The sequence below is a fragment of the Paenibacillus sp. fava2 genome (assembly GCF_058313675.1).
Genome location: NZ_CM177755.1, coordinates 1521240 through 1545662 on the forward strand (window position 1 = coordinate 1521240; position 24423 = coordinate 1545662).

General features: G+C 49.6%; 21 protein-coding genes. 19 read left to right on the forward strand and 2 right to left on the reverse strand.

Annotated elements, in window-relative coordinates; genetic code table 11:
- Window positions 1–123: 123 nt before the first annotated feature.
- The 4 genes from AC4G46_RS06770 to rplT all read left to right on the forward strand — a co-directional run bounded on the left by AC4G46_RS06770 (window position 124) and on the right by rplT (window position 2778).
- Window positions 124–1362, forward strand: a complete 1239-nt coding sequence (locus AC4G46_RS06770) for a glycosyltransferase family 2 protein (protein ID WP_491127248.1) — start codon at window positions 124–126, stop codon at window positions 1360–1362.
- A 268-nt stretch (window positions 1363–1630) separates the two neighbouring features.
- A complete protein-coding gene (infC, locus tag AC4G46_RS06775) occupies window positions 1631–2128 on the forward strand; it encodes a translation initiation factor IF-3 (RefSeq protein ID WP_068721093.1) in 498 nt (165 codons plus the stop codon).
- A 57-nt stretch (window positions 2129–2185) separates the two neighbouring features.
- Window positions 2186–2386, forward strand: a complete 201-nt coding sequence (rpmI, locus tag AC4G46_RS06780) for a 50S ribosomal protein L35 (RefSeq protein ID WP_062320217.1) — start codon at window positions 2186–2188, stop codon at window positions 2384–2386.
- Window positions 2387–2418: 32 nt separating this feature from the next.
- A complete protein-coding gene (gene rplT / locus AC4G46_RS06785; protein ID WP_068721095.1) occupies window positions 2419–2778 on the forward strand; it encodes a 50S ribosomal protein L20 in 360 nt (119 codons plus the stop codon).
- 83 nt (window positions 2779–2861) lie between these two features.
- Here rplT and AC4G46_RS06790 read toward each other — a convergent pair whose 3' ends face one another.
- On the reverse strand, window positions 2862–3404 hold the full coding sequence (locus AC4G46_RS06790; protein WP_491127249.1) for an acyl-CoA thioesterase: 543 nt from the start codon (window positions 3402–3404) through the stop codon (window positions 2862–2864).
- A 306-nt stretch (window positions 3405–3710) separates the two neighbouring features.
- Here AC4G46_RS06790 and AC4G46_RS06795 point away from each other — a divergent pair, with 306 nt between their 5' ends.
- The 5 genes from AC4G46_RS06795 to AC4G46_RS06815 all read left to right on the forward strand — a co-directional run bounded on the left by AC4G46_RS06795 (window position 3711) and on the right by AC4G46_RS06815 (window position 9190).
- Window positions 3711–4790, forward strand: a complete 1080-nt coding sequence (locus AC4G46_RS06795) for a BMP family lipoprotein (protein ID WP_491127250.1) — start codon at window positions 3711–3713, stop codon at window positions 4788–4790.
- A 173-nt stretch (window positions 4791–4963) separates the two neighbouring features.
- Window positions 4964–6502: an ABC transporter ATP-binding protein gene (locus tag AC4G46_RS06800; protein ID WP_491127251.1), complete on the forward strand. Its 1539-nt coding sequence runs from the start codon at window positions 4964–4966 to the stop codon at window positions 6500–6502.
- Window positions 6495–7568: an ABC transporter permease gene (locus AC4G46_RS06805; protein ID WP_491127252.1), complete on the forward strand. Its 1074-nt coding sequence runs from the start codon at window positions 6495–6497 to the stop codon at window positions 7566–7568. Before AC4G46_RS06800 ends, AC4G46_RS06805 begins: the two co-directional genes overlap by 8 nt.
- Window positions 7569–8525 carry an ABC transporter permease gene (locus AC4G46_RS06810; protein ID WP_491127253.1) on the forward strand — a complete coding sequence of 319 codons (957 nt, stop codon included), beginning with the start codon at window positions 7569–7571 and terminating at the stop codon, window positions 8523–8525.
- Between the two features lie 329 nt (window positions 8526–8854).
- Entirely contained in the window at window positions 8855–9190 is a 336-nt protein-coding gene (locus tag AC4G46_RS06815) for a hypothetical protein (RefSeq protein WP_491127254.1), read from the forward strand.
- 3 nt (window positions 9191–9193) lie between these two features.
- Here AC4G46_RS06815 and AC4G46_RS06820 read toward each other — a convergent pair whose 3' ends face one another.
- Window positions 9194–9640, reverse strand: a complete 447-nt coding sequence (locus tag AC4G46_RS06820; protein ID WP_491127255.1) for a GNAT family N-acetyltransferase — start codon at window positions 9638–9640, stop codon at window positions 9194–9196.
- A gap of 589 nt (window positions 9641–10229) precedes the next feature.
- Here AC4G46_RS06820 and ilvB point away from each other — a divergent pair.
- The 10 genes from ilvB to AC4G46_RS06870 all read left to right on the forward strand — a co-directional run bounded on the left by ilvB (window position 10230) and on the right by AC4G46_RS06870 (window position 24363).
- Window positions 10230–11978 carry a biosynthetic-type acetolactate synthase large subunit gene (gene ilvB, locus AC4G46_RS06825; protein ID WP_068721109.1) on the forward strand — a complete coding sequence of 583 codons (1749 nt, stop codon included), beginning with the start codon at window positions 10230–10232 and terminating at the stop codon, window positions 11976–11978.
- Window positions 11975–12463, forward strand: a complete 489-nt coding sequence (gene ilvN, locus AC4G46_RS06830) for an acetolactate synthase small subunit (protein WP_068721111.1) — start codon at window positions 11975–11977, stop codon at window positions 12461–12463. The genes ilvB and ilvN overlap by 4 nt, the downstream gene beginning before the upstream one ends.
- Before the next feature lie 186 nt (window positions 12464–12649).
- A complete protein-coding gene (ilvC, locus tag AC4G46_RS06835) occupies window positions 12650–13642 on the forward strand; it encodes a ketol-acid reductoisomerase (RefSeq protein ID WP_491127256.1) in 993 nt (330 codons plus the stop codon).
- Between the two features lie 107 nt (window positions 13643–13749).
- Window positions 13750–15291 carry a 2-isopropylmalate synthase gene (locus AC4G46_RS06840; RefSeq protein ID WP_068721113.1) on the forward strand — a complete coding sequence of 514 codons (1542 nt, stop codon included), beginning with the start codon at window positions 13750–13752 and terminating at the stop codon, window positions 15289–15291.
- Window positions 15292–15315: 24 nt separating this feature from the next.
- Window positions 15316–15528, forward strand: coding sequence for a hypothetical protein (locus tag AC4G46_RS06845; protein WP_491127257.1), 213 nt, complete (start codon window positions 15316–15318; stop codon window positions 15526–15528).
- Between the two features lie 46 nt (window positions 15529–15574).
- Window positions 15575–21445 carry a SpaA isopeptide-forming pilin-related protein gene (locus tag AC4G46_RS06850; RefSeq protein WP_491127258.1) on the forward strand — a complete coding sequence of 1957 codons (5871 nt, stop codon included), beginning with the start codon at window positions 15575–15577 and terminating at the stop codon, window positions 21443–21445.
- A 226-nt stretch (window positions 21446–21671) separates the two neighbouring features.
- Window positions 21672–22214, forward strand: coding sequence for an RNA polymerase sigma factor (locus AC4G46_RS06855; RefSeq protein ID WP_090717858.1), 543 nt, complete (start codon window positions 21672–21674; stop codon window positions 22212–22214).
- The gene (locus AC4G46_RS06860) at window positions 22211–22666 is read left to right on the forward strand and encodes a zf-HC2 domain-containing protein (RefSeq protein ID WP_491127259.1); all 456 of its coding nucleotides are present in this window, start codon (window positions 22211–22213) and stop codon (window positions 22664–22666) included. The genes AC4G46_RS06855 and AC4G46_RS06860 overlap by 4 nt, the downstream gene beginning before the upstream one ends.
- A gap of 89 nt (window positions 22667–22755) precedes the next feature.
- Window positions 22756–23253 carry a hypothetical protein gene (locus tag AC4G46_RS06865; protein ID WP_491127260.1) on the forward strand — a complete coding sequence of 166 codons (498 nt, stop codon included), beginning with the start codon at window positions 22756–22758 and terminating at the stop codon, window positions 23251–23253.
- 18 nt (window positions 23254–23271) lie between these two features.
- The gene (locus tag AC4G46_RS06870; RefSeq protein WP_491127261.1) at window positions 23272–24363 is read left to right on the forward strand and encodes a DUF4097 family beta strand repeat-containing protein; all 1092 of its coding nucleotides are present in this window, start codon (window positions 23272–23274) and stop codon (window positions 24361–24363) included.
- Window positions 24364–24423 lie beyond the last annotated feature (60 nt).

Below are 24423 nucleotides of genomic sequence, written 5' to 3' on the forward strand. Positions count from 1 at the left end.
AAAAAAAAGGGTAAGCGCTTGTCTATTGTAAGGGATGCAACAAAAGGGTCAGCACCATCGTTTAACATGCCATAGACATAAAAAGTGGCATATCAAGAGTGGAAAAGGGGGCATCAAAAGGTCATGGCAGACGCATTGTTTGTTACGCTCCAAGTGATCTTGGCGGCAATCGCAGTTTATCAGTTCACGTTCTCGCTGTTCGGACTGCACAGGAAAAAGAAAAAGGAACATTTTGCACCGGAAAAGTCTTTTGCAGTACTGGTGGCCGCGCACAATGAGGAAGAGGTCGTCGGCGCACTGATGGAGAATTTGAAACAGCTTAATTATCCCCAGGATCTGTACGATGTATTTGTCATTTGCGACAACTGCACCGACGGGACGGCAAAGATCGTAAGGGAGCACGGCATGAACGCCTGTGTCCGCACCAACAACAACCTGCGGGGCAAGGGTTATGCCATTGAATGGATGCTTAAGGAACTTTGGGCCATGCCGCGGCAGTATGACGCTGTAGTCATGTTCGACGCCGACAACCTGGCTCACACGGAATTTCTGATGGAGATGAACAATGACCTCTGCTCCGGCGCCCGGGTCATCCAGGGCTACATTGATACGAAGAATCCGGAGGATTCATGGATTACTGCAGCTTATGGTGTCTCCTACTGGTACATCAACCGCCTGTGGCAGCTCTCGCGCCACAATCTGCAGATGGCGAACTTCCTGGGCGGTACCGGGATGTGTTTCGAAACAGCCCTGCTTAAGGAAATGGGCTGGGGTGCTACCAGTCTGGTAGAGGATTTGGAGTTCACTATGCGCAGTGCCTCCAAGGGCGTCTATCCGAAGTTCAACTATGACGCCAAGGTGTTCGATGAGAAGCCTCTTACCTTTAAGGCTTCCTCGAGACAGCGCCTGCGCTGGATGCAGGGGCACTTCACCGTGGCCCGGAGGTATTTCTTCCCGCTGCTGTGGCAGAGCATCAAGGAACGCAGCCTGACGAAGTTTGACCTGGCCCTGTACGGAGCCAACGTCTACATTGTCCTGCTGACCTTTCTGATGACGGCAGTGATGTGGATCGACACCGCATTGTTCGATGGTCCGCACATCGCCAACATCTACGGGCATCTGCCAATCTGGCTGAGCTATCTCGCGATCGGAGCCAACATTCTGACCTTCCTTCTGTCAATGGTACTGGAGAAGGTGAAGTTCAAGAAGGTTTATCTGTACCTGCTGGTCTTCCCGATCTATCTGCTGTCATGGTATCCGATTACGTTCTATGCGTTCTTCACGCAAAACAACAAGCAGTGGAGCCATACCAAGCACACTCGGGTGGTCCGGCTTGAGGAAGTACAGAGCAAGCAGGTTTAATATTTGTTAAAAGTATTGACAGTGCTATGAATGATGATGTATAGTATTCAAGTATGCAAAACATAGGGATTGCAAGCAGAAGCACCGGCTTCTCACCTGACTGGCAATACGTCAGCTGGTTTTGATCTCAATGCTTTATGAATGTTATAGTTCATGAACGTTGATCAAACACGGGGTGTCGGGAGTTACCGGCGCCCCTTTTTTATGGAGAACCGCAAATACATTGTCCAAGAAGATCCGGAGGTGGAGAGTTATCAGTAAGGAACATATGATCAATGATGAAATTCGGGCCAAAGAGGTCCGGCTGGTTGGAGCGGAAGGTGAGCAAATCGGGATCAAGCCGATCCGCGAGGCGCTGCAGATGGCGATTGATCTTAACCTCGATTTAGTCAACGTAGCACCGCAGGCGAAACCGCCGGTATGCCGCATCATGGATTACGGCAAGTTCCGTTATGAAATGCAGAAGAAAGAGAAGGAAGCGCGCAAGAACCAGAAGATCGTGGACATCAAGGAAGTCTGGTTCCGTGCCAACATTGAGGAACATGATTATCAGACCAAGTTCCGCAATGTGGTCAAGTTCCTGGGCGAAGGCGATAAAGTGAAGTGCTCCGTGCGTTTCCGCGGACGTGAGATTACTCACGCGAATATCGGCCAGAAGATCCTGGAGCGCGTTAAGAATGAAGTGGCTGACATATCTGTTGTTGAGCGCCAGCCTAAGCTGGAAGGACGCAGCATGATTATGATTCTGGCTCCTAAGCCTCAATAATTCTGGAGTCACTTGCTTAGCAATTTGGCGCCGCATAATAATCAAGGAGGAAACACCATGCCTAAAATGAAAACACACAGCAGCCTGAAAGGCCGCTTCAAGATCACCGGATCCGGTAAAGTTCTGCGCTACAAAGCCCACAAGAACCACTTGCTGTCCCACAAGTCCAAACGCGCTAAGCGCGTACTGAACGGCAATCCGGTTATGGCTGCCGGTGACGTTAGACGTTTGAAACAAGGACTTGCTAACTTGAAATAGTTTGATTACACATTTTTGGGAGGTTTATTAATATGGCAAGAGTTAAAGGCGGATTTGTAGTTCGTCGTAGACATAAAAAAGTATTGAAGCTGGCTAAGGGTTATTTCGGTTCCAAGCACCGCATTTTCAAAACCGCTAAAGAGCAAGTAATGAAATCGATGGTTTACGCATACCGTGACCGTCGTCAGACTAAACGTAACTTCCGCAAACTGTGGATCGTTCGTATCAATGCAGCAGCCCGTCAAAACGGCCTGTCCTACAGCAAGCTTGTACACGGCCTGAAACTGGCTGGCGTAGAAGTGAACCGCAAGATGCTGGCTGACCTGGCAGTAAATGACCTGAACGCATTCAACTCCCTGGCTGTTGTAGCCAAAGAGAAGATCAACGCGTAAGTGTTATGATTAACCGAAAAGCACCGCCTGCGGGGGAACCCGTGTGACGGTGCTTTTTTTGCGCGGCTATGGCTTGCGGACCGTTATTCCCAGTACTTGGTGGTGCTGAGCTGTGAGGCGAGTTTTTTGCTGCTGGCGCGTCTGATCTTCCGGAGTTCGGACCGCTCGCCTGCGGATTCGCTAATCAGCTTCTCTTCATCGGTCTCCGGAATGATGGCTGGTACAGGCGCCGGTGTGCCGTCCTCCTCGATGGCTACAAAGGTCAGGAATGAAGTGGCGGCAACGGCGCGTTCGCCGGTGTAGAGGTTCTCGGAGATGATTTTGACAAATACCTCGATGCTGGTACGGCCTGTCCAAGAGACGAAAGATTCGAAGCAGACGGAATCGGAAGGCCGGATCGGCCGCAGGAAGTCTACGGAATCGGTAGAGGCCGTGACGACATTTTTACGGCAGTGGCGCATGGCTGAGATTGAAGCAACTTCATCTATAGTGCTCATCAGCTTGCCTCCGAACAACGTCTTGTGGTTATTGACGTCGTTTGGAAAGACGCGGCCAGTCTTGAAGACGCGGGATTCGCGGCTGTACTTGAAGGGCGGGACGGTTTGGGGATCGCTATGTTCTTCCATGGTTTCAGTACTCCCTTTTCATACAATATGTAAGCATTCATGATAATAGAAATCGGATTGTCGTGCAATAATATTATAGACAACTGACCCGGAATGAAGACATCCGAGGTATTCTAACATAACATGACTGCTAACATGACGTACCGTGTCAAGGAAAGCGTTTTCTTGTGAAAAAATGCAAATTATTATTGACCTGAGGTCATTTATGGACTGGATTTTAGGTTTTTTTGCAGGTATAATTTGAGCTAATGGTATGTCCAAGCAGAAGACAGAAGACATCCAATTTTTTAAGGGGGATCACAATCGATGAAAAAGTTTTTGAAAACGTCGCTCGTTATGTTGACCGCTTGCACAGCTATCTTGGCAGGATGCGGAAACAATAACGCGAACTCGGGAAATGCCGCTAACGGAGAAACAGGTGGCAACGCCGGAACAGCTACCAATGCACCTGCAGCAACAGATGCTCCTAAGTCCGATGTGAAGATCGGTCTGGTTACTGACGTAGGCGGAGTAAACGATAAATCGTTTAACCAGTCTGCTTGGGAAGCTCTTGAAGCCCTTAAGACAGAAGCCGGCGTTGAAATTAAATATCTGCAAAGTAACTCCAGTGCTGACTATGAGCCGAACCTTAACCAGTTCGTAAAAGGCGGCTACAACCTGACTTGGGGTATCGGCTTTGATCTGGGTGACGCTCTGCTGAAGGTTGCTCAAGAAAATCCGGATGCTAACCTGGCTATCATCGACAGCGTGGTTGACGCTCCTAACGTTGAATCTGTAACATTCGCTGAGAACGAAGGTTCCTTCCTGGTTGGTGTGGTTGCAGGTCTGACTACAAAAACCAATAAAGTAGGCTTCATCGGCGGTATGGAAAGCCCGGTTATCAAACGTTTTGAAGTTGGCTTCAAAGCTGGCGTAGAAGCGGTTAATCCTGATGCAACTGTAAGCATCACTTATGCAGGTGCTTATGACAAGCCGGATACTGGTAAGTCCCTGGCTGCTACACTGTACAATGACGGCAACGACATCATCTTCCCGGCTGCAGGCGCAACTGGTAACGGTGTATTCAACGAAGCCAAGTCCCGTAATGGCGCAGGCGGCGACAAAGTCTGGGTTATCGGCGTAGATAAAGACCAATCCCTGGAGTTTGGTGATGATGTAACGCTGACTTCCATGATCAAACGCGTTGACGAAGCGGTTAAGAAGGTTTCCCAGCAAGTGGTTGACGGAACATTCAAAGGCGGTACTACAACTGTACTGACTCTGAAAGACAACGGCGTAGGCCTTCCTGAAACATCTAAGGCTAACGTTTCCGCTGAAATCCTGGCTAAGGTTGAAGAATACAAAAAACAAATCATCGACGGAACAATCGTTGTTCCTGCCGAGTAATATTTGTCTTAATTCTTTTGCGTAACAGCATAGAGCAAGAAACAAGGCCGGTCTTTAAGCTGGCCTTGTTCCCTGTTAATGCACCGGTTTTTGTCAGGTACAGATAGCCGCCCCGTCCAGGGCGGTTAACCGTGCCTGTATGGTTTTATATATTCTGTGATGAGGGTGATTCCATGAGTGCTGCGGCTCCTGTCGTAGAGTTGAAGCAAATCACAAAACGCTTTCCCGGTATTGTCGCGAACGACTCGATTAGTCTGACGCTCCAAAAAGGGGAGATTCATGCGCTGCTTGGTGAGAACGGGGCAGGCAAGTCAACCTTGATGAATATCGTATTCGGACTATACCAGCCCGATGAAGGCAGCATCGAAATCGACGGGAAACCGGTTATTATCGATAGCCCCAATAAAGCTATTGAGCTTGGCATTGGTATGGTTCACCAACATTTCAAGCTTGTTGAGCCTTTTACGGTGACCGAGAATATCGTTCTTGGGATGGAACCGAAGAAGGGCCTTAAAATCGACTATAAATCCGCAGCGGAACAGGTTCGTAAGCTATCTGAGCAGTATGGCCTCCAGGTTGATCCGAATGCCCGGATTCATGACATTTCGGTTGGCATGCAGCAAAGAGTAGAAATTATGAAAACTTTGTACCGCGGTGCGGATATACTTATATTCGACGAGCCTACCGCTGTGCTGACGCCACAGGAAATTACAGAATTAATGGCGATTATGAAGCGGCTCGTTGCAGAGGGTAAGTCCATCATCTTGATTACGCACAAGCTGAAGGAAATTATGCAGATCTCTGACCGGGTGACCATTATCCGCAGAGGGAAGGTTATTGATACTGTTACAACTTCCGGAACGAATCCGAATGAGCTGGCTGAAAAAATGGTTGGCCGCGGAGTAACCTTCAAAGTGGACAAGCAGGTTCCGCATGTAGGAGAAAATGTGCTTAAAGTGACGAATGTCAACAGCAAGAGCAAGGATGGGGTTCCTGTCCTGAATGGTCTCAGCTTTGAAGTGAAGGCAGGGGAGATCCTGGGGATCGCCGGCGTTGACGGAAACGGGCAAAGCGAGCTGATCCAGGCTATTACCGGCCTGCGCAAAATCGATTCCGGTTCCATTACTGTGTCAGGCCAGGAGATTGCCAACCTGTCACCGCGTAAAATCTCTGAGATGAACGTGTCGCATATTCCGGAAGACCGTCACAAACACGGTCTGGTACTGGATTTCAGCGTCAGTGAGAACATGGTGCTCGAAACCTATTATAAGAGCCCTTACAACCAGGGCGGCTTCCTCAAAATGGATGTCATTAACAATCATGCTGAGGACTTAATTAAACAATTTGATGTACGGACACCTTCAATCGAGACTAAAGCCCGCTCCTTGTCCGGCGGTAATCAGCAAAAAGCGATTATTGCGCGGGAAATAGATAAAAATCCGACACTGCTTATTGCGGCACAGCCTACGCGAGGTCTTGATGTAGGAGCGATTGAATTCGTGCAGAAGCAGCTGATTGCCCAGCGTGACCAAGGCAAGGCGGTTTTGCTGATTTCCTTTGAGCTGGATGAGATCATGAATGTATCCGACAGAATTGCTGTTATTTATGAAGGGCAGATTGTCGGCGAAGTATTCCCGCAGGATACGAATGACCAGGAGCTTGGTCTGATGATGGCGGGCAGCTTGAAGCGGGGAGGAAATGCGGGTGCATAGACTTAAAAAAATCTTCGCAACAGACAGCTATATTGTGCCTCTGGTTGCGATTGTAATGGGCTTCCTGGTCGGAGCCGTCGTTATGCTGATTGGCGGTTATGACCCTATCGCCGCATACTCCGCGCTGTTCAAACGGGTATTCGGCAGTCCGTATGACTTTGGTGAGGCCATCCGCGAGATGACTCCGCTGATGTTCACCGGTCTTGCTGTTGCCTTCGCATTCCGTTCAGGGATGTTTAACATCGGTGCTGACGGACAGGTGCTTATAGGCATGACGGCAGCCACCCTTGTCGGGATCCAGCTATCGGGTTTACCGTCATTTTTGCTCGTTCCGCTTGCTGTAATCGCAGCTGGACTAGCCGGGGGATTGTGGGCTGGTATTGCAGGTTACCTGAAGGCAAAGCGCGGGATTAACGAAGTTATAACTACAATTATGCTGAACTGGATTGCGCTATATCTGTCGAATTATATTGTGCGGAACTTCCTGCTGCTCAAAGGCCAGAACCGTTCCGAAGATATTCCGGCCTCGTTGTCCATGACTTTCCTGAACGGGGTATTCGACAATGCCCGTGTTCACTGGGGAACGGCTATTGCAATTTGTGCGGCAATTTTCTTTTATGTCTACCTGTGGAAAACCAAGCAGGGATACGAAATGCGTGCAGTTGGTCTCAATCCGAATGCTGCCGAATATGCCGGGATGAATGTGGGCCGTAATGTTGTTAAGGCCATGTTCATCAGCGGTGCCTTTGCCGGACTTGCAGGTGCAGGTGAAGTGCTGGGCGTATTCCATTACCAGTCTGTATTTGCTGCATCTCCAGGTTATGGGTTTAACGGTATCGCTGTAGCCCTGCTGGGACTGACACACCCGCTGGGTGTTATTCTGGCGGCGATTCTGTATGGTATGCTTACTTACGGTGCTGCAGGTATGAGCTTTGGGGCGGATGTTCCGCCGGAGCTGATCCGCATCGTAATCGGTTCGATTATATTCTTTATTGCAGCACAAGGAATTGTCCGCTGGGTGCTTAAGCCCTTTTATCTCAAGCGGAAGAAAGAGAAGGTGTCATAGATGGATCTGCTGACGTTAGGACAATTGCTCAATACGACGCTTGTTTTTTCCACGGCGCTCATTTTCGCTGCTCTTGGCGGCATCTTCTCTGAACGTTCCGGTGTGGTCAATATCGGTCTTGAAGGCTTAATGATGTTCGGTGCCTTTGCAGCAGCGGTAGGGGGGCATTATGCCCAGGATGCCGGACTGGGAGCATGGGCTCCATGGGTTGGCGTACTCTGCGCGATAGCAGTCGGAGTCATCGGCTCCCTGATTCACGCTGTTGCTTCCATCACCTTCAAAGCGGATCAGACGATCAGCGGTACGGTAATTAACTTCCTGGCGGCAGGAAGTACTTTGTACATGGTTAAGCTGTTTTTCGACGGGGCTGGCGAGTCCCCGCTAATTGACGGTTTCAAGAAGGTGGCTGTTCCTGGACTTTCCAAAATCCCGGTTATCGGTGAAGGGATTTTCAATTCCTACCCGACGACTTACCTGGCGATTATTCTCGTCATTGTGATTTACTTCGTACTGTTCAAAACTCCTTTCGGACTCCGTCTGCGCGCAGTCGGTGAACATCCGAGTGCTGCGGATACCTTGGGAGTTAACGTAAAACGGATGAGATATATAGGTGTTATGCTGAGCGGTATGCTGGCCGGTATCGGCGGAGCGACCATCACTCTGACAACCACAGGCACATTTGCGCACAATACCATTTCCGGCCAGGGCTTTATTGCGATTGCCGCAATGATCTTCGGTAAATGGAATCCGCTGGGCGCCTTTGGAGCCGCTGTATTCTTCGGCTTCTCGCAGGCAATCCGCAACTACGTACAGTTGTTCGAATGGTCCAAGAGCATTCCGCAGGAATTCATCTTCATGATTCCTTATGTGCTGACTATTATTGTACTGGTGAGTGCCGTAGGCCGGTCTTCCGCGCCTAAAGCATTGGGTGAACCTTACGACCCGGGTAAGCGTTAATCGTTACAGGGCTATGTTTTTCAAATATTCAGAACAAGCGCATGTCCGGATTTTCCGGACATGCGCTTGTTTGGTTTTCCGGCGGTACAACATGCGTCCTTGGGGTCTGTTACCACGGCAGCCGGGACACGTGTACAGGCGAACAGCATCCATTCCGAATAGACTGTGGTTGAACCTGAAGCAGAACTCAGTATTTTTCTTTAGTGAGTTTTTCACGAAGGTAACACAATGAATTCCAGCTCTCAAAACAAAGCTCAGGCTTCCGAAGCGAGTTTTGAACGAAGAAATTACAGGGAAGTTCAGCTCACAATACTTTTAGGAGGGATATTATGGCTCACCAGGTTACAAAGAAACAGGTTATGAAGCTTGTCGGCAAACATATCGTTGCTGTAAAAAAAGACGGCTCCAACGTCACGGGCAAACTGGTGCGTGTATCGGGCAACCGTCTTATTCTTCAGCGGGTCAGCGGTAAAAAAGTGCAAACCAAAGCACTGATTCCCCTGGTGCTGTTTGATCTGCTTGCTATCGGTACTGCACCATATGCCGGCTACGGCTACGGCGGCGTACCTTACGGCGGCTACGGGCCAGGGCCAGGCTATGGCGGCTATGGACCGGGACCGGGTTATTACGGAGGTAAGCCGTACCCGCCGATCGGATTCTTTTAAGTTTCAGCTGAACTGCTTCTCGAACTCGTAGCAATAATTCTGCGGCTGATAACGGGCTACGCTGTAGCCCATTTTTTCATAGAAGGAGATACCTGCTGTGTTTCCGGTGTCCACAGCCACCTTGGCCCGCTTACAGCCGCGGGATAATGCAAATCGTTCAGCCCGGTCCATCAGCAGATTCCCCCAGTGCTTGCGGCGCGCTTCCGGAGCTATGGCCAGCATATCAATGTATAGCAGATCACCGTGCAGCATGAAATGGACGAACCCAAGCGGGTCGCTCTCATAGTCCGGACAAGCAACCAGGGTTACACCCTGGCTCAGGCGGCGGGGCAGGTCCTTTCTGACCTGGTTGATTATAGTCTGCGGCAGATGCGACAACGGGACGAGCTGCTTCTCAATCAAGTCCATAATGACGCTGTCATCCTGCCTGGGTCTGCGGTAACGAATCATCGCGCGCCCCCCTTTCCACGCATTGTCGTACATCATATGCCTGCAGGGGTGTGGGCGTTACGGAAAGGACAGAACAACGTTTTGTGACAGATTAGGAAATATGGGTATTGACTTATCCATGTGAGGAATCATATAATGTGTCTAAACATTTTAACGAACATACTTGTATCGGCAATGATGAGGACGAAGTTTTAAGGGCTCTTTTGCTCAGAGAGTGTGAGGATCTGCTGCAACCTCCACCGAAATCCCTTATATACGAGCTCACCTCGGAGCTGTTTTCCTGAAAGGTCCATCAGTTAGAGCGGTGGAATTATTAGGGGGAATCGTTTGGTCCGCGTTACGGACTTCAGGTTACAAAGATTTGGGCCCTGCCTACATCGATGGATTTTTGTTACCTGATAAGGCGTTGCATCGTGAGATGCAATGCAAACATGGGTGGTACCACGGAAGCTAAACCTTTCGTCCCTCACGCGCTTTGCTTTGGCGCGTGGGAGGCGGAAGGTTTTTTTGGTTTTAAGCCCCTGCTGCTGAATAAAGGACGGTCCGTCATTTGCATAATGAATGTTAACTATCGAAGGGAGGAATACTGATGAGCGCGCAAACACCGGAAGTGCGGTCTACAGAAGAATTACGTGAGAAATGGAAAAATCCCGAGGTGATAACAGGTTCTGAAATCCTGCTGCGCAGTCTGGTACTGGAAGGTGTGGACACGGTATTCGGCTATCCGGGCGGAGCGGTATTGTATATCTACGATGCCCTGCACGGATTCGATGATTTCAAGCATATTCTTACCCGCCACGAACAGGGCGCGATTCATGCGGCTGACGGCTATGCCAGAGCAAGCGGGAAGCCGGGCGTATGTATCGCAACCTCAGGTCCGGGAGCAACCAATCTTGTTACCGGTATTGCAACGGCCTTTATGGACTCGGTTCCGCTCGTAGTAATCACTGGTAATGTCTTCTCCAGCCTGATTGGAACAGATGCTTTCCAGGAAGCGGATATCACAGGAATAACAATGCCGATTACGAAGCACAGCTACCTGGTAAGGGATGTTGAAGATCTGCCGCGCATCATTCATGAAGCGTTCCATATCGCGAATACAGGACGCAAGGGTCCGGTACTGATCGACATTCCGAAGGATGTATCGGCAGCAAAGACGCTGTTCACACCGGTGCAGAACCAGGGAGTCAACCTCCGCGGCTATAACCCGCGCACCGTTCCCAATAAGCTTCAGCTGGATAAGCTGATCCGGGCCATCTCGGCAGCCGAACGTCCGATTATTATCGCAGGCGGCGGCGTTATCTACTCCGGAGCGCATGAAGCTATGACTGAGTTTGTAAAACGGACCGAAATCCCGATTACAACAACTCTGCTGGGACTCGGCTGCTTCCCGAGTGCTGACGACCTCTGGATGGGAATGCCCGGTATGCATGGTACCTATACAGCCAATAATGCCATACAGCAATGTGATTTGCTCATTAACATCGGTGCCCGGTTCGATGACCGTGTAACCGGTAAGCTGGACGGCTTTGCTCCAAAAGCGAAGATTGTCCACATCGACATTGATCCGGCAGAAATCGGCAAGAATGTTACACCTGATATTCCGATTGTAGGCGATGTAAAAACGGTACTGGAAATGCTTATTCCGGACCTTACCCGCGCTGCTAAGGCGGATGCCTGGAGAACACAAATCGCCCAGTGGAAGCTTGAGAAACCGCTCCGCTACAATGATTCGGACACAGAGCTTAAGCCGCAATGGGTCATTGAAATGATTAATGAGACTACCAAAGGCGAAGCCATTGTAACTACTGACGTTGGCCAGCATCAAATGTGGGCTGCACAGTACTATAAATTTAATCACCCGCGCTCATGGATTACTTCCGGGGGACTTGGAACAATGGGCTTCGGATTCCCGTCAGCAATCGGCGCACAAATGGCTCAGCCTGAGCGGCTGGTTGTTTCCATTAACGGGGACGGCGGAATGCAGATGTGTTCCCAGGAGCTGGCGATTTGTGCAATCAATAATATCCCGGTCAAAATCGTAGTCATCAACAACCAGGTTCTTGGTATGGTGCGCCAGTGGCAGAATCTCATTTATGAGAAACGCTACAGCTACACAGACCTCGCCGGCAGCCCGGATTTTGTTAAGCTGGCTGAAGCCTACGGTGTAAAAGGACTGCGGGCAACGAATAAGGAAGAAGCAGGCGCAGCGTGGAAAGAAGCACTGGAAACGCCGGGACCCGTTCTGGTAGAATTCGTTGTTCCAAAGGACGAAAATGTCTACCCGATGGTAACTCAGGGCTCAACCATTGATCAAATGCTTATGGGGGATGAATGACAGTGATGAAACACACGATTTCTGTGCTTGTGAATGACCAGCCGGGTGTGCTGCAGCGGGTAGCAGGCTTGTTCGGACGCCGCGGCTTCAATATTGAGAGCATTACGGTCGGGCAATCCGAAGAAATCGGATTGTCCCGGATGGTCATCGTTACACTCGGCGACCAGCACACGCTGGAACAGATCGAGAAGCAGCTTTATAAGCTGATTGATGTCATCAAGGTTGTAGATCTTGGCTCCAAACCAATGGTTGCCCGCGAACTGGCCCTGATCAAAGTCAAAGCCGAGCCGGCTGAGCGTCCGGAAATTATGGGGGTAGTTGAGACATTCCGTGCTTCTGTTGTCGATATCGGTACGAACAGCCTATTGGTCCAGGTTGTAGGCGATACACAAAAGATCGATGCGATGATTGAATTGCTGAAGCCATACGGCATCAAAGAACTGTCCCGTACCGGAGTTACCGCAATGATTCGCGGGAACGCCTAATCGGTATAATTTACAGCTTTAACGGATTGCTGCTTGTGTGCATTAATTTGATAATATTATAATGAATTGCCCGCGAAAGAGCGGGGACTTGAGGAGCAGCTAGGAGCTGCGGTATCAGCAGGCCTCAGGCGCTCTTGAAGTACCCGCTCTTTACGATGGGTCCCAAATTAAAGGAGGATATTGACAATGGCAGTGACAACGTACTATGAACAGGATGCAGAACTTAGCGTATTAAAAGGAAAGACAGTTGCAGTAATCGGGTACGGCAGCCAGGGACATGCCCAGGCGCAGAACCTGCGCGACAGTGGTCTTCAGGTTGTCATCGGCCTGCGTGAAGGGAAATCCTTTGAAACCGCCAAGAATGACGGATTTGAAGTATTGCCTGTAGCTGAAGCAGTATCCCGTGCTGACGTAGTGCAAATTCTGTTGCCTGACGAAACACAGGCATCCGTATATAAGAATGATATTGAGCCTAACCTCAAAAACGGCGCAGCTCTGATGTTCTCCCACGGCTTCAACGTACATTTCGGCCAGATCGTTGCTCCTAAGGATGCTGACGTACTGCTGGTTGCACCTAAATCCCCGGGCCACATGGTTCGCCGCACTTATGTAGAAGGCTTCGGCGTTCCTGGTCTTATCGCTATCGAACAAGACGCTACAGGAAATGCCAAGACAATCGGACTTGCTTATGCTAAAGGTATCGGCTGTACACGTGCAGGGGTTATCGAAACCTCCTTCCGTGAAGAAACCGAAACCGATCTGTTCGGTGAGCAGGCTGTACTTTGCGGTGGTGTATCCGCACTGATCAAAGCCGGCTTCGAAACATTGACTGAAGCAGGATATGCTCCTGAAATGGCTTACTTCGAGTGTCTGCATGAGCTGAAGCTGATTGTTGACCTGGTGTATGAAGGCGGACTTGCTACTATGCGTGATTCCATCTCCAACACTGCCGAGTACGGTGACTATGTAACTGGACCGCGCATTGTTACTGACGAAACCAAAAAAGCAATGAAGGCTGTACTGACTGATATCCAGCAGGGTAAATTTGCCCGTGACTTTATCCTGGAGAACCAGTCCGGCCGTGCCTTCCTGACTGCTACCCGCCGCAACGAAGCTGCTCATCCGGTAGAAGTAGTCGGCAGCCAGCTGCGTGAAATGATGCACTGGATTAAGAAATAGGCTCATATACTTAATTGGTAAGACACAATAGTGTAATCCTCAGATGCGGCCGTAACTTTGCGGGCCGCATTTGAGGGTTTTAGCACAATTTTCAGGAGGTGCTCAGCTTGCGGAAAATCTATGTGTTCGACACGACGCTGCGTGACGGGGAGCAGTCGCCGGGTGTGAACCTGAATACACGTGAGAAGGTGGAAATCGCCTACCAGCTTGAAAAGCTTGGAATTGACCGGATGGAGGCAGGCTTCCCCGCAGCTTCACCGGGCGATCTGGCAGCAGTCAACGCCGTGGCGAAAGCAGTAAAGGATGTTACTGTTATCGGACTTTCGCGCTCCAGAGAGACTGATATTGACGCGGTCAGAGAAGCACTGAAAGGCGCGCAGGACCCTTGCATTCATATTTTTCTGGCAACCTCGCCGATTCACCGGCAGCACAAGCTGCGTATGGAAAAAGCCCAGGTGCTCGAAACCGCACAATCTGCGATCCGTTACGCCAAAAAGTATTTTTCCAAGCTGGAGTTTTCCTTGGAGGATGCCGGACGGACCGAGCGTGATTTTATGGCGGAAATGGTGGCCATGGCGATCCGTGAGGGAGCGAATGTGGTCAATATTCCCGATACTGTCGGTTATCTGAACCCCTCGGAATATGGAGCCATCTTCAAGTTCCTGAAGGATACGGTGCCTGACATTGAAAAGGTCCAGCTGAGTGCCCACTGTCATAATGACCTGGGAATGGCTACTGCCAATACACTGGCGGCCATTCAGAACGGTGCGGATCAGATCGAAGGTACCATTAACGGTATCGGGGAACGCGCCGGTAATACGGCGATTGAAGAAGTGGCTCTGGCGCTGGAGACGCGAAGTGAATTTTTTGGAGCAAAGACTTCTCTGGTGCTCTCGGAAATCTCCCGTACCAGCCGTCTGGTCAGCAGACTGACCGGGATGGCCGTTCCGGGCAATAAGGCAATTGTCGGGGCCAATGCTTTTGCACATGAGTCCGGTATCCATCAGGACGGCATGCTCAAGGAGAAGACCACTTATGAGATCATGACGCCGGAAACGATCGGGCTCAAGGAGAGTAAGCTGGTGCTGGGCAAGCATTCCGGCCGTCACGCCTTCCGGGATAAACTTAATGATCTGGGATATGACCTGCCGGAGGAAGAAGTGAATACCGCCTTTGCGAAATTCAAGGATCTGGCGGATAAGAAAAAAGAGGTCTCCGATGAGGATATTCTGGCCCTGCTGGAGGAAAAGCTGGGCGATACGCCGGAAATTTTCAGTCTGCAGACCATTTATGTCACTTACGGCAATGAGTCCGTTCCTACAGCAAAGGTAGTCATTAAAGGCCAGGAAGCTGAGCCGATCGTAGCAGTTGCCGAGGGGAACGGTTCGGTTGATGCCATTTATAATGCGATCGATCTGGCTACAAGCGAGGAAGTTACCCTGGGTGACTATTCCATTAAAGCTGTAAGCCGCGGTAAGGATGCACAGGGTGAGGTACATGTGGTGCTGTCCCAGGGTGAAGTAGCTGCACAAGGACGCGGACTGAGCACGGATATTCTTGAGGCCAGTGCCCGCGCTTATCTGGATGCACTCAACAAGCTGCTGGAGAAACGTAAGACGTACACCCGCCGTGATCATGCACAGCTGTAAGACTATTTTATAGAAGAAAATGAAATGAAGTTAATGAAAGCCATGCATTCTGCAAAGCGTTTTTTGCGGATGTATGGCTTTTTTTGTGCTGATGAGGCTAATAGGGCAAAAGAAAGTGATTTTATCAGTGGTTTATCAGCGAAAATAGTTACAATGTATCTTGACGTTATTGCGCTTACGCGCATTTTTTGTCGTGAAGGCCAGCTTTATAGGGATTTTGTAGGGAAAATGCAGTAGTATTCCAACACTGTTCTTAATAAAAGATGAGGGAGAGGGAAAAGTCTTGAGAGTAATAAGACAAAACAAATGGGCCATTTGGCTCGGAGTAGTTATGCTGGTAACAGCACTTGCAACCACAATAGGTTTCTTTTCAAATGTCAATGCAGATGCAGCAGAAACTCAAATTTCAGAGAATATTGTTAAAAGCGTAACCCTGTCCGTCTATGAGAACGGCACGCAGGTTACGAGCAACGTGTATAAGCTGGATTCTACAGTTAAGCTGAATTTGACCTATGAGCTTCCGGATGCCAAGTATGGAGAGGGTTCTACTTATACATATACTCTTCCGTCCCAGTTAAAAATTGATCAAACCTATTCGGGCACACTGGTTAACAGTGAATTTGCTGATGGTGTCGGCACATATACGGTAGGTTCTGATAATAAAGTCGTATTTAAATTCAATAAGAATATTGAGGACTTGTTTGATATAAAAGGAAGCTTTTGGGTGGAGTCCAAACTGAGCTCGACTACAGTTACCGGCAGTACGACGCAGGTGCTTCCTTTTCCGATTGCAGGAAATGCGAGTAACTCCATTACACTCCAGATTCAGCCCAATAACGGAAAGGCGGTTAGCAAATCCGGAGTCCCGCTGCCGCAAAAATATAATGCAAGCACAATTGAGTGGACGGTGGATGTGAATACATCTCTAAGCAGGCTTGCTAATGCATCCGTTACAGATTCGATTCCAACAGGTCTGGATTTGAATACGGTCTCCATAGCTGTATATGGTCTGAATGTGGATGTACAGGGAAACGTAACTCAAGGGAGCCAGCTCGATCCGGCACTGTATGATACATCTGCAAGTACCGCGAGAAATTTGAACCTGAAATTTAATAATACGATTAATGAAGCCTATCGGGTGAAGTTCTCTACCAGCATTACAGATACGAGTAAATCCAGTTTTACTAACATAGCTACCCTAAATGGCAACGGGGCATCCCAAAGCGGATCGTCTTTAGCCGTTGGAGTCAGTTACGGGAAACCGCTGGAAAAGACGGCAGGCAGCTATAATTCAACAACGGAAACGATTAGCTGGCAAATTAAATTTAATTATGATGAAAAAACAATTACCGCGGATAAAGCCGTGCTAACTGACTATTTTAACATAAGCCAGGACTATGTTCCCGCATCGCTGAAAATTTTCAAAGTGAAGCTGGACCAAAACGGAAGTGGTACAGATGATGGCCAGTTGAACGCAGGCACAGATTATACTGTGACTACACTGCCGGATACGGCGAATACAGCAGGCTTTAAAATTCAGTTCAACAATGACATCCAGTCAGCATACCGGATTGTCTACGATACCAAGGTAGCGGATCGGGTATATTCCGGTGAAAGTATTGTAAATAAAGTTACATACAACGGCCAGACTGTTCAAGCTTCTGCTTCTACTTCCCAACGGATTTTGAACAAACAGTCACCTTCAGGTGTAAATTATTTAAACAAAACAGTAAACTGGACGATTAAGGTTAATGAAGACAACAGAACGATGACAAATCTGTTGCTGACAGACAAATTTGATAATGCAGGCTTGAAGCTGATCGGAAAACCGGTTATTTCTCCTGCGCTGGTAGAAAATGTTGATTATACAATCACTAATTTAGGTTCTGGAGATTTCAGTGTAAATGATGGCTTCCAGATCAAATTTTTGAAGCCCATTACACAAGCATATACGATCACATACAGCACAGAATTTGATTATTACAAGCTAATAACAGCCTCCAGCTACTTCAGGAATACTGCCTCCATTGTGTGGGATGAAAAAACAACAACAGGTACACAATCGTCAGCTCAAACATTCACTCCACGAATCGAAGTCATAAAAAATGGCCTCAAGTCAGGCAGTTATGATGCGACAAGCAAGACCATCACCTGGAAAGTCGGCGCGAACTATAACAAAAGGGCGCTGGCCGCTGGTGCAGAGCTGGTAGACACGCTGCCTACAAGCCAGCAGATGGCGGGCGGAGATGCCGGCTCGGTAAAAGTATATGAGCTCACTTATACTTCTAACGGGAATCCGGTACAGGGAAGCCTTGTGAATGCTGCAGAGTATGAAGCGAGCGTAACCAGTGATGGACGTAAGCTTAAGGTTAAATTCAAGAACGATGTCGGCTATGCTTTCTATGTAATTTTCCAGACAGAGTTCATAGCCGGAGATATTAATCTGGATAAGGTAACCAATAATGCAATTTTGAATGATGCACAGTCCAATGCGGTGTCGGAAACCTTAACTTCTCCAGAGGTAAGTGTTCCGAACGGCGGCCAATATGTGACTAAGACCGGAACCAGAGATTCCTCGGATCAGACAATTATAAACTGGACCATGACCATTAACGCGAACCAGTCTGTAGTGGGCGATGCTCAGGTTGTGGATACTCCAAGTACCAATCAGGTGCTGCTGCCAGCCAGCTTCCAGCTTTTTAAGACAACGGTGAACTCAAGCGGAGGCGTAACAGCAACATCTGTTAAACTGGCCGAGAGAACAGACTATACACTTGAATTCCTGACAGATTCCAGCGGTAAGGACATCTTTAAGCTGGCTTTTAAGAACACGATATCCGAACCATACATTCTTAAGTACCAGACTGTTATTACGGCTGTAGGAACTGTAGCGGTGACCAACAATGTGTCTTTCACGGGAACGGGCTCGAAAGTAGTAAGCAAGCCTTTTCCATACAGCAACAGCTTTACTATGGTTGATACCGGCGGTACGGGCAGCGGGGTAAAAGGCTCGCTCAAGGTACTAAAGACCAATGCGGATCAAACGCTAATTCTGCCTGGTGCCGAATTTTCCCTGGGCCGAATCGTTGGTACTGAACTGAAAGAAACAAAGTATGCGACCAGCGATTCCGGCGGTAACCTGGAGTTCAAGGATTTGCGTGCTGGCAAATATATATTGAAGGAAACCAAGGCGCCAGCCGGTTATGCGGTTGATACTACAGAGCGTACGGTGACTATCAATTCCTCCACACCAGTTCTGCTGACAGTGACCAATGATTTCAACGGCTCGCTCAAGGTAACCAAGGTGGCGAAAGAAAATACGGCTACTAAACTTGCAGGAGCAGTCTTTGAGTTATATAACTCAGCCAATACACTGGTCGGTTCCGGAACTACGAATGCCAGCGGTGAATTGATTTTCACTAAGTTAATGGGTGGAAGCTACACTCTTAAGGAGACGAAGGCTCCGGACGGATATGTAATTACTGCCGGCAGTACTGCTGTAACCATTGATCCGGCACAACAGAAAACTTTAACCGTTACTAATGATAAAATAGTGCTCGGCTCGCTTAAGCTAACCAAGGTCGACTCGGCTAACCTGGCGAAAAAGCTTGCAGGAGCAGAATTCAAGCTTTATGACGCCAGCAGCAAGTCTTTGGTAGCAACGGCTACTACAGACGCGAACGGGGTTGTGGAGTTTAAGGATTTGAAGCTAGGAGCATACACCTTCAAGGAAACGGTGGCTCCGTCCGGCTACGTGCTAGATTCGACTGAACGCAGCGTTAATATAACTTCGGCTGTGCAAGTTGTGCAGCAGATTACCAATAATGAGCTTTTAGGCTCGATTAAACTGACTAAAGTAGATGAGGATAACACCGCCAAGAAGCTGTCAGGAGCAGAATTCAAGCTGTACAACGCCAGCGATGTTGTGGTGGCAACAGCTACTACAGACGCGAACGGCGTTGTGGAGTTTAAGGATCTGAAGCTAGGAGCGTACACCTTCAAGGAAACGGCGGCCCCGTCCGGCTACGTGCTAGATTCGACTGAACGCAGCGTTAATATAACTTCGGCTGTGCAAGTTGTGCAGCAGATTACCAATAATGAGCTTTTAGGCTCGATTAAACTGACTAAAGTAGATGAGGATAACACCGCCAAGAAGCTGTCAGGAGCAGAATTCAAGCTGTACAACGCCAGCGATGTTGTGGTAGCAACAGCTACTACAGACGCAAACGGTGTTGTGGAGTTTAAGGATCTGAAGCTAGGAGCGTACACCTTCAAGGAAACGGCGGCCCCGGTTGGTTACGTGCTGAATGGAACCGAGCGTAGTGCGAACCTGACTGTGGCTGCACCAAATGTGCAGCAGCAGATTACCAACAAAGAGATACTGGGCTCACTGAAGCTGACGAAGGTCGATCAGGACGATACGGCGAAGAAGCTGTCAGGAGCAGAATTCAAGCTGTACAACGCCAGCGATGTTGTGGTGGCAACAGCTACAACAGACGCTAACGGCGTTGTGGAGTTTAAAGATCTGAAGCTAGGAGCGTACACCTTCAAGGAAACGGCGGCCCCGGTTGGTTACATGCTGAATGGAACCGAGCGTAGTGCGAACCTAACTGTGGCTGCACCAAATGTGCAGCAGCAGATTACCAATAAGGAGATCCTGGGCTCACTGAAGCTGACGAAGGTCGATCAGGACGATACGGCGAAGAAGCTGTCAGGAGCAGAGTTCAAGCTGTACAACGCCAGTGATGTTGTGGTGGCAACAGCTACAACAGACGCTAACGGCGTTGTGGAGTTTAAGGATCTGAAGCTAGGAGCGTACACCTTCAAGGAAACGGCGGCCCCGGTTGGTTACGTGCTGAATGGAACCGAGCGTAGTGCGAACCTGACTGTGGCTGCACCAAATGTGCAGCAGCAGATTACCAACAAAGAGATACTGGGCTCACTGAAGCTGACGAAGGTCGATCAGGATGATACGGCGAAGAAGCTGTCAGGAGCAGAGTTCAAGCTGTACAACGCCAGCGATGTTGTGGTGGCAACAGCTACAACCGACGCGAACGGTGTTGTGGAGTTTAAGGACTTGAAGCTAGGAGCGTACACCTTCAAGGAAACGGTGGCCCCGGTTGGTTACGTGCTGAATGGAACCGAACGCAGTGCGAACCTGACTGTGGCTACACCAAATGTGCAGCAGCAGATTACCAATAAAGAGATACTGGGCTCACTGAAGCTGACGAAGGTCGATCAGGATGATACGGCGAAGAAGTTGTCAGGAGCAGAATTCAAGCTGTACAACGCCAGCGATGTTGTGGTGGCAACAGCTACAACCGACGCGAACGGTGTTGTGGAGTTTAAGGACTTGAAGCTAGGAGCGTACACCTTCAAGGAAACGGTGGCCCCGGTTGGTTACGTGCTGAATGGAACCGAGCGTAGTGCGAACCTGACTGCTGCTGCACCAAATGTGCAGCAGCAGATTACCAACAAAGCAGTACCTGCAACACCGGCACCGACAGCTGCACCAACGGCAACGCCTACACCGGCACCAGCTACGTCAAATCCGGGTACTCCGGCTTCTACACCAACTGCTTCTACGGTACCGGGAGCTATCGTTACACCAGGACCTTCTGCAACGCCAACACCAGGGGTAACGGCAACACCAGGCCTGACAACGCCAGGCCCAACTGCGAGTCCGGGAACGCCTGCCGTGAGCAGTGCCCCGACACCGCAAGCTACAACAGCTACTACCATTGCGGATATCCCGATTGATGGCGAGATTCCGCTTGGCGGCATTCCGAGCATCAGTGAGGAGCCGTCACATGGTACGGTTGTGGTTACACCTGATGGAAAATGGACTTATACCCCTGATCCCGGCTTTACCGGAAAGGATAAATTCACCGTCACTGTAACGGATGAGGACGGCAATGAGCAGGAGATCATCATTGAAGTTGATATAGATGAAGTTCCGCTCGGTTCGGTACCTGATAATGACACTGGTACAGATAATAGCACTAATTCGGATAATGATAATAACGGTCTGCCCGGCAATCTTCCAAAAACAGGCGAAGAGAGTCCGCTTCCGCTGTATCTGACAGGCGGAGGACTTATGGTTCTCGGTATCTGCCTGGCCGTAAGATTCAGAACGCGCAACAAACAGGAATAATTTTTAAGACTATAAATAACATTCATAGCAATGAAACAACCCACCTGATGAACCGCTTCGGGTGGGTTGTTTTTTGGTGCTTATATTCTAGAATGTTTACGGACTTTTACAGGGGATTCTACGGTAAACTAGGGATGAGCAATCTTTTTTGAAAAAAAACGTTAAGACCTGCAGGGGAACCGGATTGCCCGGCGTCTAACGTTATGAAGAAGGAGGGGAGAACGACTTGGAAGAGGCAGAATGGATTTCAGCCGTGCTTAACGGGCAGAGCCAGGCTTTTGGACATCTGGTGACGCGTTATCAGGGCATGGTATACCGAGTGTGCATCAAAATAACGGGAGAAGCCGAATCTGCCAAGGATATGGCCCAGGAAGTCTTCATCAAAGCCTACAAGGCGCTCCCCTCCTTCAGGGGACAGTCCTCATTCTCTACCTGGCTGTACCGGATTGCATACAGGACCTGTCTGGACTGGAAACGGGCCAATGACAGGGAATGGCGCCACCGCAGTACGGCGGATTACACAGAGAATGACTGGATTACCTCACAGACGCCGGAGCAGGCGGCACTGAGCAAGGAAGCCTCAGAGGAGCTGGATCAGAATCTGAACAGCCTCACGGAACCGTACCGGTCGGTCGTGCAGCTGTATTATTTTCAGCACCACTCCTATCAGGAAATTGCCGAACAGAAGGGCGTCTCGGTCAAAACAGTAGAATCACAGCTCTACAGAGCCAGACAGATGATGCGAAAAAGCGGGGAGGAATGGCGATGAATTGTGCAACAGTCAAAGAATGGATGCCGCATTATATCGAAGGCACACTGTCTCCGGAGATGGAGCTGAATCTCCGTCTGCACATCGAAGCTTGTCCCGGCTGCTCATCATGGCTGGAGGAGGCTAGAGCGCTCGCCGCACTGTGGAATGAGATGGAAGCCGGATTAGAAACGCCGGACACATGGGATTTTCCCGATATAACGAATGACGTAATGGAACATATTGGACAGCTGGAAGCAGGCCGCCGTGAGCGCGCTGTCAGATCGACCGCAGCCCGACGCCGTACTGCACCGGGCACATCCTGGATGCACTACGGAGTTGCAGTGGGCCTTACGTTCCTGCTGCTGCAGTTCGGGGTATTTGAGAATCTGGCCTACGGCATCACCGAGATCAACGGGCAGATGTCGACATCCGTTACAGCATGGTTTAATGCCCAGGGCGGCCATAAATAGAAGCATAAACAGCTTTGGATTATGAGACGAGTTTTAAAAGAAAACGAAGCGAAGAAGTAATGCTCACCAAACTTTTAGGAGGATATAGTATGATTAAGAAAAAACGCTGGCTTACCTTTTTCCTGGCGCTTGTACCGGGCTTGGGACATTTATATCTTGGATTTAAAAAGCTTGGACTGCAGTATATGATCGGAGCCTCGGCGTGTATCATTTTTATTCCATCCATGCCGACGGTGTTCCCGTTCGCCCTTGCCGCCCTCTGGTTCTATCAATTATTTGATGCCCTGCAAAAAGCGGCCTGGTTGAAGCTGACGATCGCCGAGCATGAGCGGATGATGTTCCATCCGGACAGCTACGGTGCGCCGTGGAGCATGGGCTTGCCTCCGGTATCGGAGTATCCGCAGGATGATGTAAATCCTGTATGGCTGGGCATCGGCTGTGTGGCGGCAGGCTTCCTGCTGCTGGTGGCTACCGCTTTTCCGTGGCTTTGGCGTATACTTACCGATATGAATATCGGGTCCATTCTGCTGTCGCTGGCTCTGATCGGATACGGCTTCAGAATGCTCAAAAAAAATTCAAAAGTATAGGAAATGGGGATTTCATCCATGGGGAGATGGAAAATCGGCAGCTTCTCTGCCGCAATCGGCTGCATCGCAGTGGGTGTATTAATAGTTTTGGCTCAATATGATGTGGTTTCATACGATACCCTGGGTTATTTGTGGCCGGCATTACTTATTCTGTTTGGACTGGAAATGCTGATCCGGCTGTTCATCCGCTCAGATGTCAAAACCCGCGTCAGCGGCTGGGCTATTCTGCTCATTATCGTGCTGGTGCTGGCAAGCGGCGGGCAGACCGTGCTGGCTGGCGGAACACTCGGCGGAATTTTCGGCCGGACGCAGCTGACTCCGCTCAGTGGTACAGTGGACATTCAGTCCAAGATCAAGCGCGTGAAGGTTGAGCTGCCAAGCGGAAAGGTTATGATTCAAGGGACTGACGGGAACACCCTTGAGTATGAGGGCAAACTTGAGCTTCCGGGCAAAAACGAAACTGAAGCAGCGGACGCTATGGAGAAAAAATGGAAGGTGTCTGAAGATGGGGATACGCTTGTTCTGAAGCTGGATCTGGAGACGAACTGGCTGTCAAACATTCACTTCGGCGTCTATATCAAGGAGCCGTATTTGAATATCAGCCTTCCGCAGAATCTTGCGGTCCTGGTAGAGACCAGCGACGGCGCAGTTGAAGCCGCCAATCTTGCGGCAGGCATTGAGATCGATACCAGCAACGGTACACTGGATATCCATGATATCACCGGCGGAGTTGATGCCCACACCAGCAATGGGACCATTTCTGTACAGAATGTGCAGGGGGAAACCGAGCTTTCCAGCTCCAATGGTGCAATCACGCTTACCAATATTGACGGCTCTGTGTCAGCAGAGAGCAGCAACGGCAGAATCACCGTTAACTCTGCAGTTACTGGCGATTGGGAACTGGACTCCAGTAACGGCAAAATAACCGTCAGCCTGCCGGCGGCAACAGACGCTGAGATTAATGCGGAGACGAGCAACGGCGGATTGAAGGGGAATGTTAACTGGGACCGCGATGAAGATAACCAGGGAACAGCAGTGCTGGGGACTGGAAAACATGAAGTTTCCCTGTCAACCAGTAACGGTGCAATTACTGTAGATACAGCCGAATAACAAAAGGAGCAGCTGCCCGGACATTGTCCGGTGGTGCTGCTCCTTTTTTGCTGATCTGTA

What these genes read in the sequence shown, in the direction of transcription:
- AC4G46_RS06820 (WP_491127255.1), bottom strand. Translation starts at nt 9,640, where the DNA reads ATGATTCGTTACCGCAGACCCAGGCAGGATGACAGCGTCATTATGGAC.
- ilvC (WP_491127256.1), top strand. Translation starts at nt 12,650, where the DNA reads ATGGCAGTGACAACGTACTATGAACAGGATGCAGAACTTAGCGTATTA.
- AC4G46_RS06810 (WP_491127253.1), top strand. Translation starts at nt 7,569, where the DNA reads ATGGATCTGCTGACGTTAGGACAATTGCTCAATACGACGCTTGTTTTT.
- ilvB (WP_068721109.1), top strand. Translation starts at nt 10,230, where the DNA reads ATGAGCGCGCAAACACCGGAAGTGCGGTCTACAGAAGAATTACGTGAG.
- AC4G46_RS06800 (WP_491127251.1), top strand. Translation starts at nt 4,964, where the DNA reads ATGAGTGCTGCGGCTCCTGTCGTAGAGTTGAAGCAAATCACAAAACGC.
- AC4G46_RS06795 (WP_491127250.1), top strand. Translation starts at nt 3,711, where the DNA reads ATGAAAAAGTTTTTGAAAACGTCGCTCGTTATGTTGACCGCTTGCACA.
- AC4G46_RS06815 (WP_491127254.1), top strand. Translation starts at nt 8,855, where the DNA reads ATGGCTCACCAGGTTACAAAGAAACAGGTTATGAAGCTTGTCGGCAAA.
- AC4G46_RS06860 (WP_491127259.1), top strand. Translation starts at nt 22,211, where the DNA reads ATGAATTGTGCAACAGTCAAAGAATGGATGCCGCATTATATCGAAGGC.
- AC4G46_RS06790 (WP_491127249.1), bottom strand. Translation starts at nt 3,404, where the DNA reads ATGGAAGAACATAGCGATCCCCAAACCGTCCCGCCCTTCAAGTACAGC.
- ilvN (WP_068721111.1), top strand. Translation starts at nt 11,975, where the DNA reads ATGACAGTGATGAAACACACGATTTCTGTGCTTGTGAATGACCAGCCG.
- AC4G46_RS06845 (WP_491127257.1), top strand. Translation starts at nt 15,316, where the DNA reads ATGAAGTTAATGAAAGCCATGCATTCTGCAAAGCGTTTTTTGCGGATG.
- rpmI (WP_062320217.1), top strand. Translation starts at nt 2,186, where the DNA reads ATGCCTAAAATGAAAACACACAGCAGCCTGAAAGGCCGCTTCAAGATC.
- rplT (WP_068721095.1), top strand. Translation starts at nt 2,419, where the DNA reads ATGGCAAGAGTTAAAGGCGGATTTGTAGTTCGTCGTAGACATAAAAAA.
- infC (WP_068721093.1), top strand. Translation starts at nt 1,631, where the DNA reads ATGATCAATGATGAAATTCGGGCCAAAGAGGTCCGGCTGGTTGGAGCG.
- AC4G46_RS06770 (WP_491127248.1), top strand. Translation starts at nt 124, where the DNA reads ATGGCAGACGCATTGTTTGTTACGCTCCAAGTGATCTTGGCGGCAATC.
- AC4G46_RS06870 (WP_491127261.1), top strand. Translation starts at nt 23,272, where the DNA reads ATGGGGAGATGGAAAATCGGCAGCTTCTCTGCCGCAATCGGCTGCATC.
- AC4G46_RS06865 (WP_491127260.1), top strand. Translation starts at nt 22,756, where the DNA reads ATGATTAAGAAAAAACGCTGGCTTACCTTTTTCCTGGCGCTTGTACCG.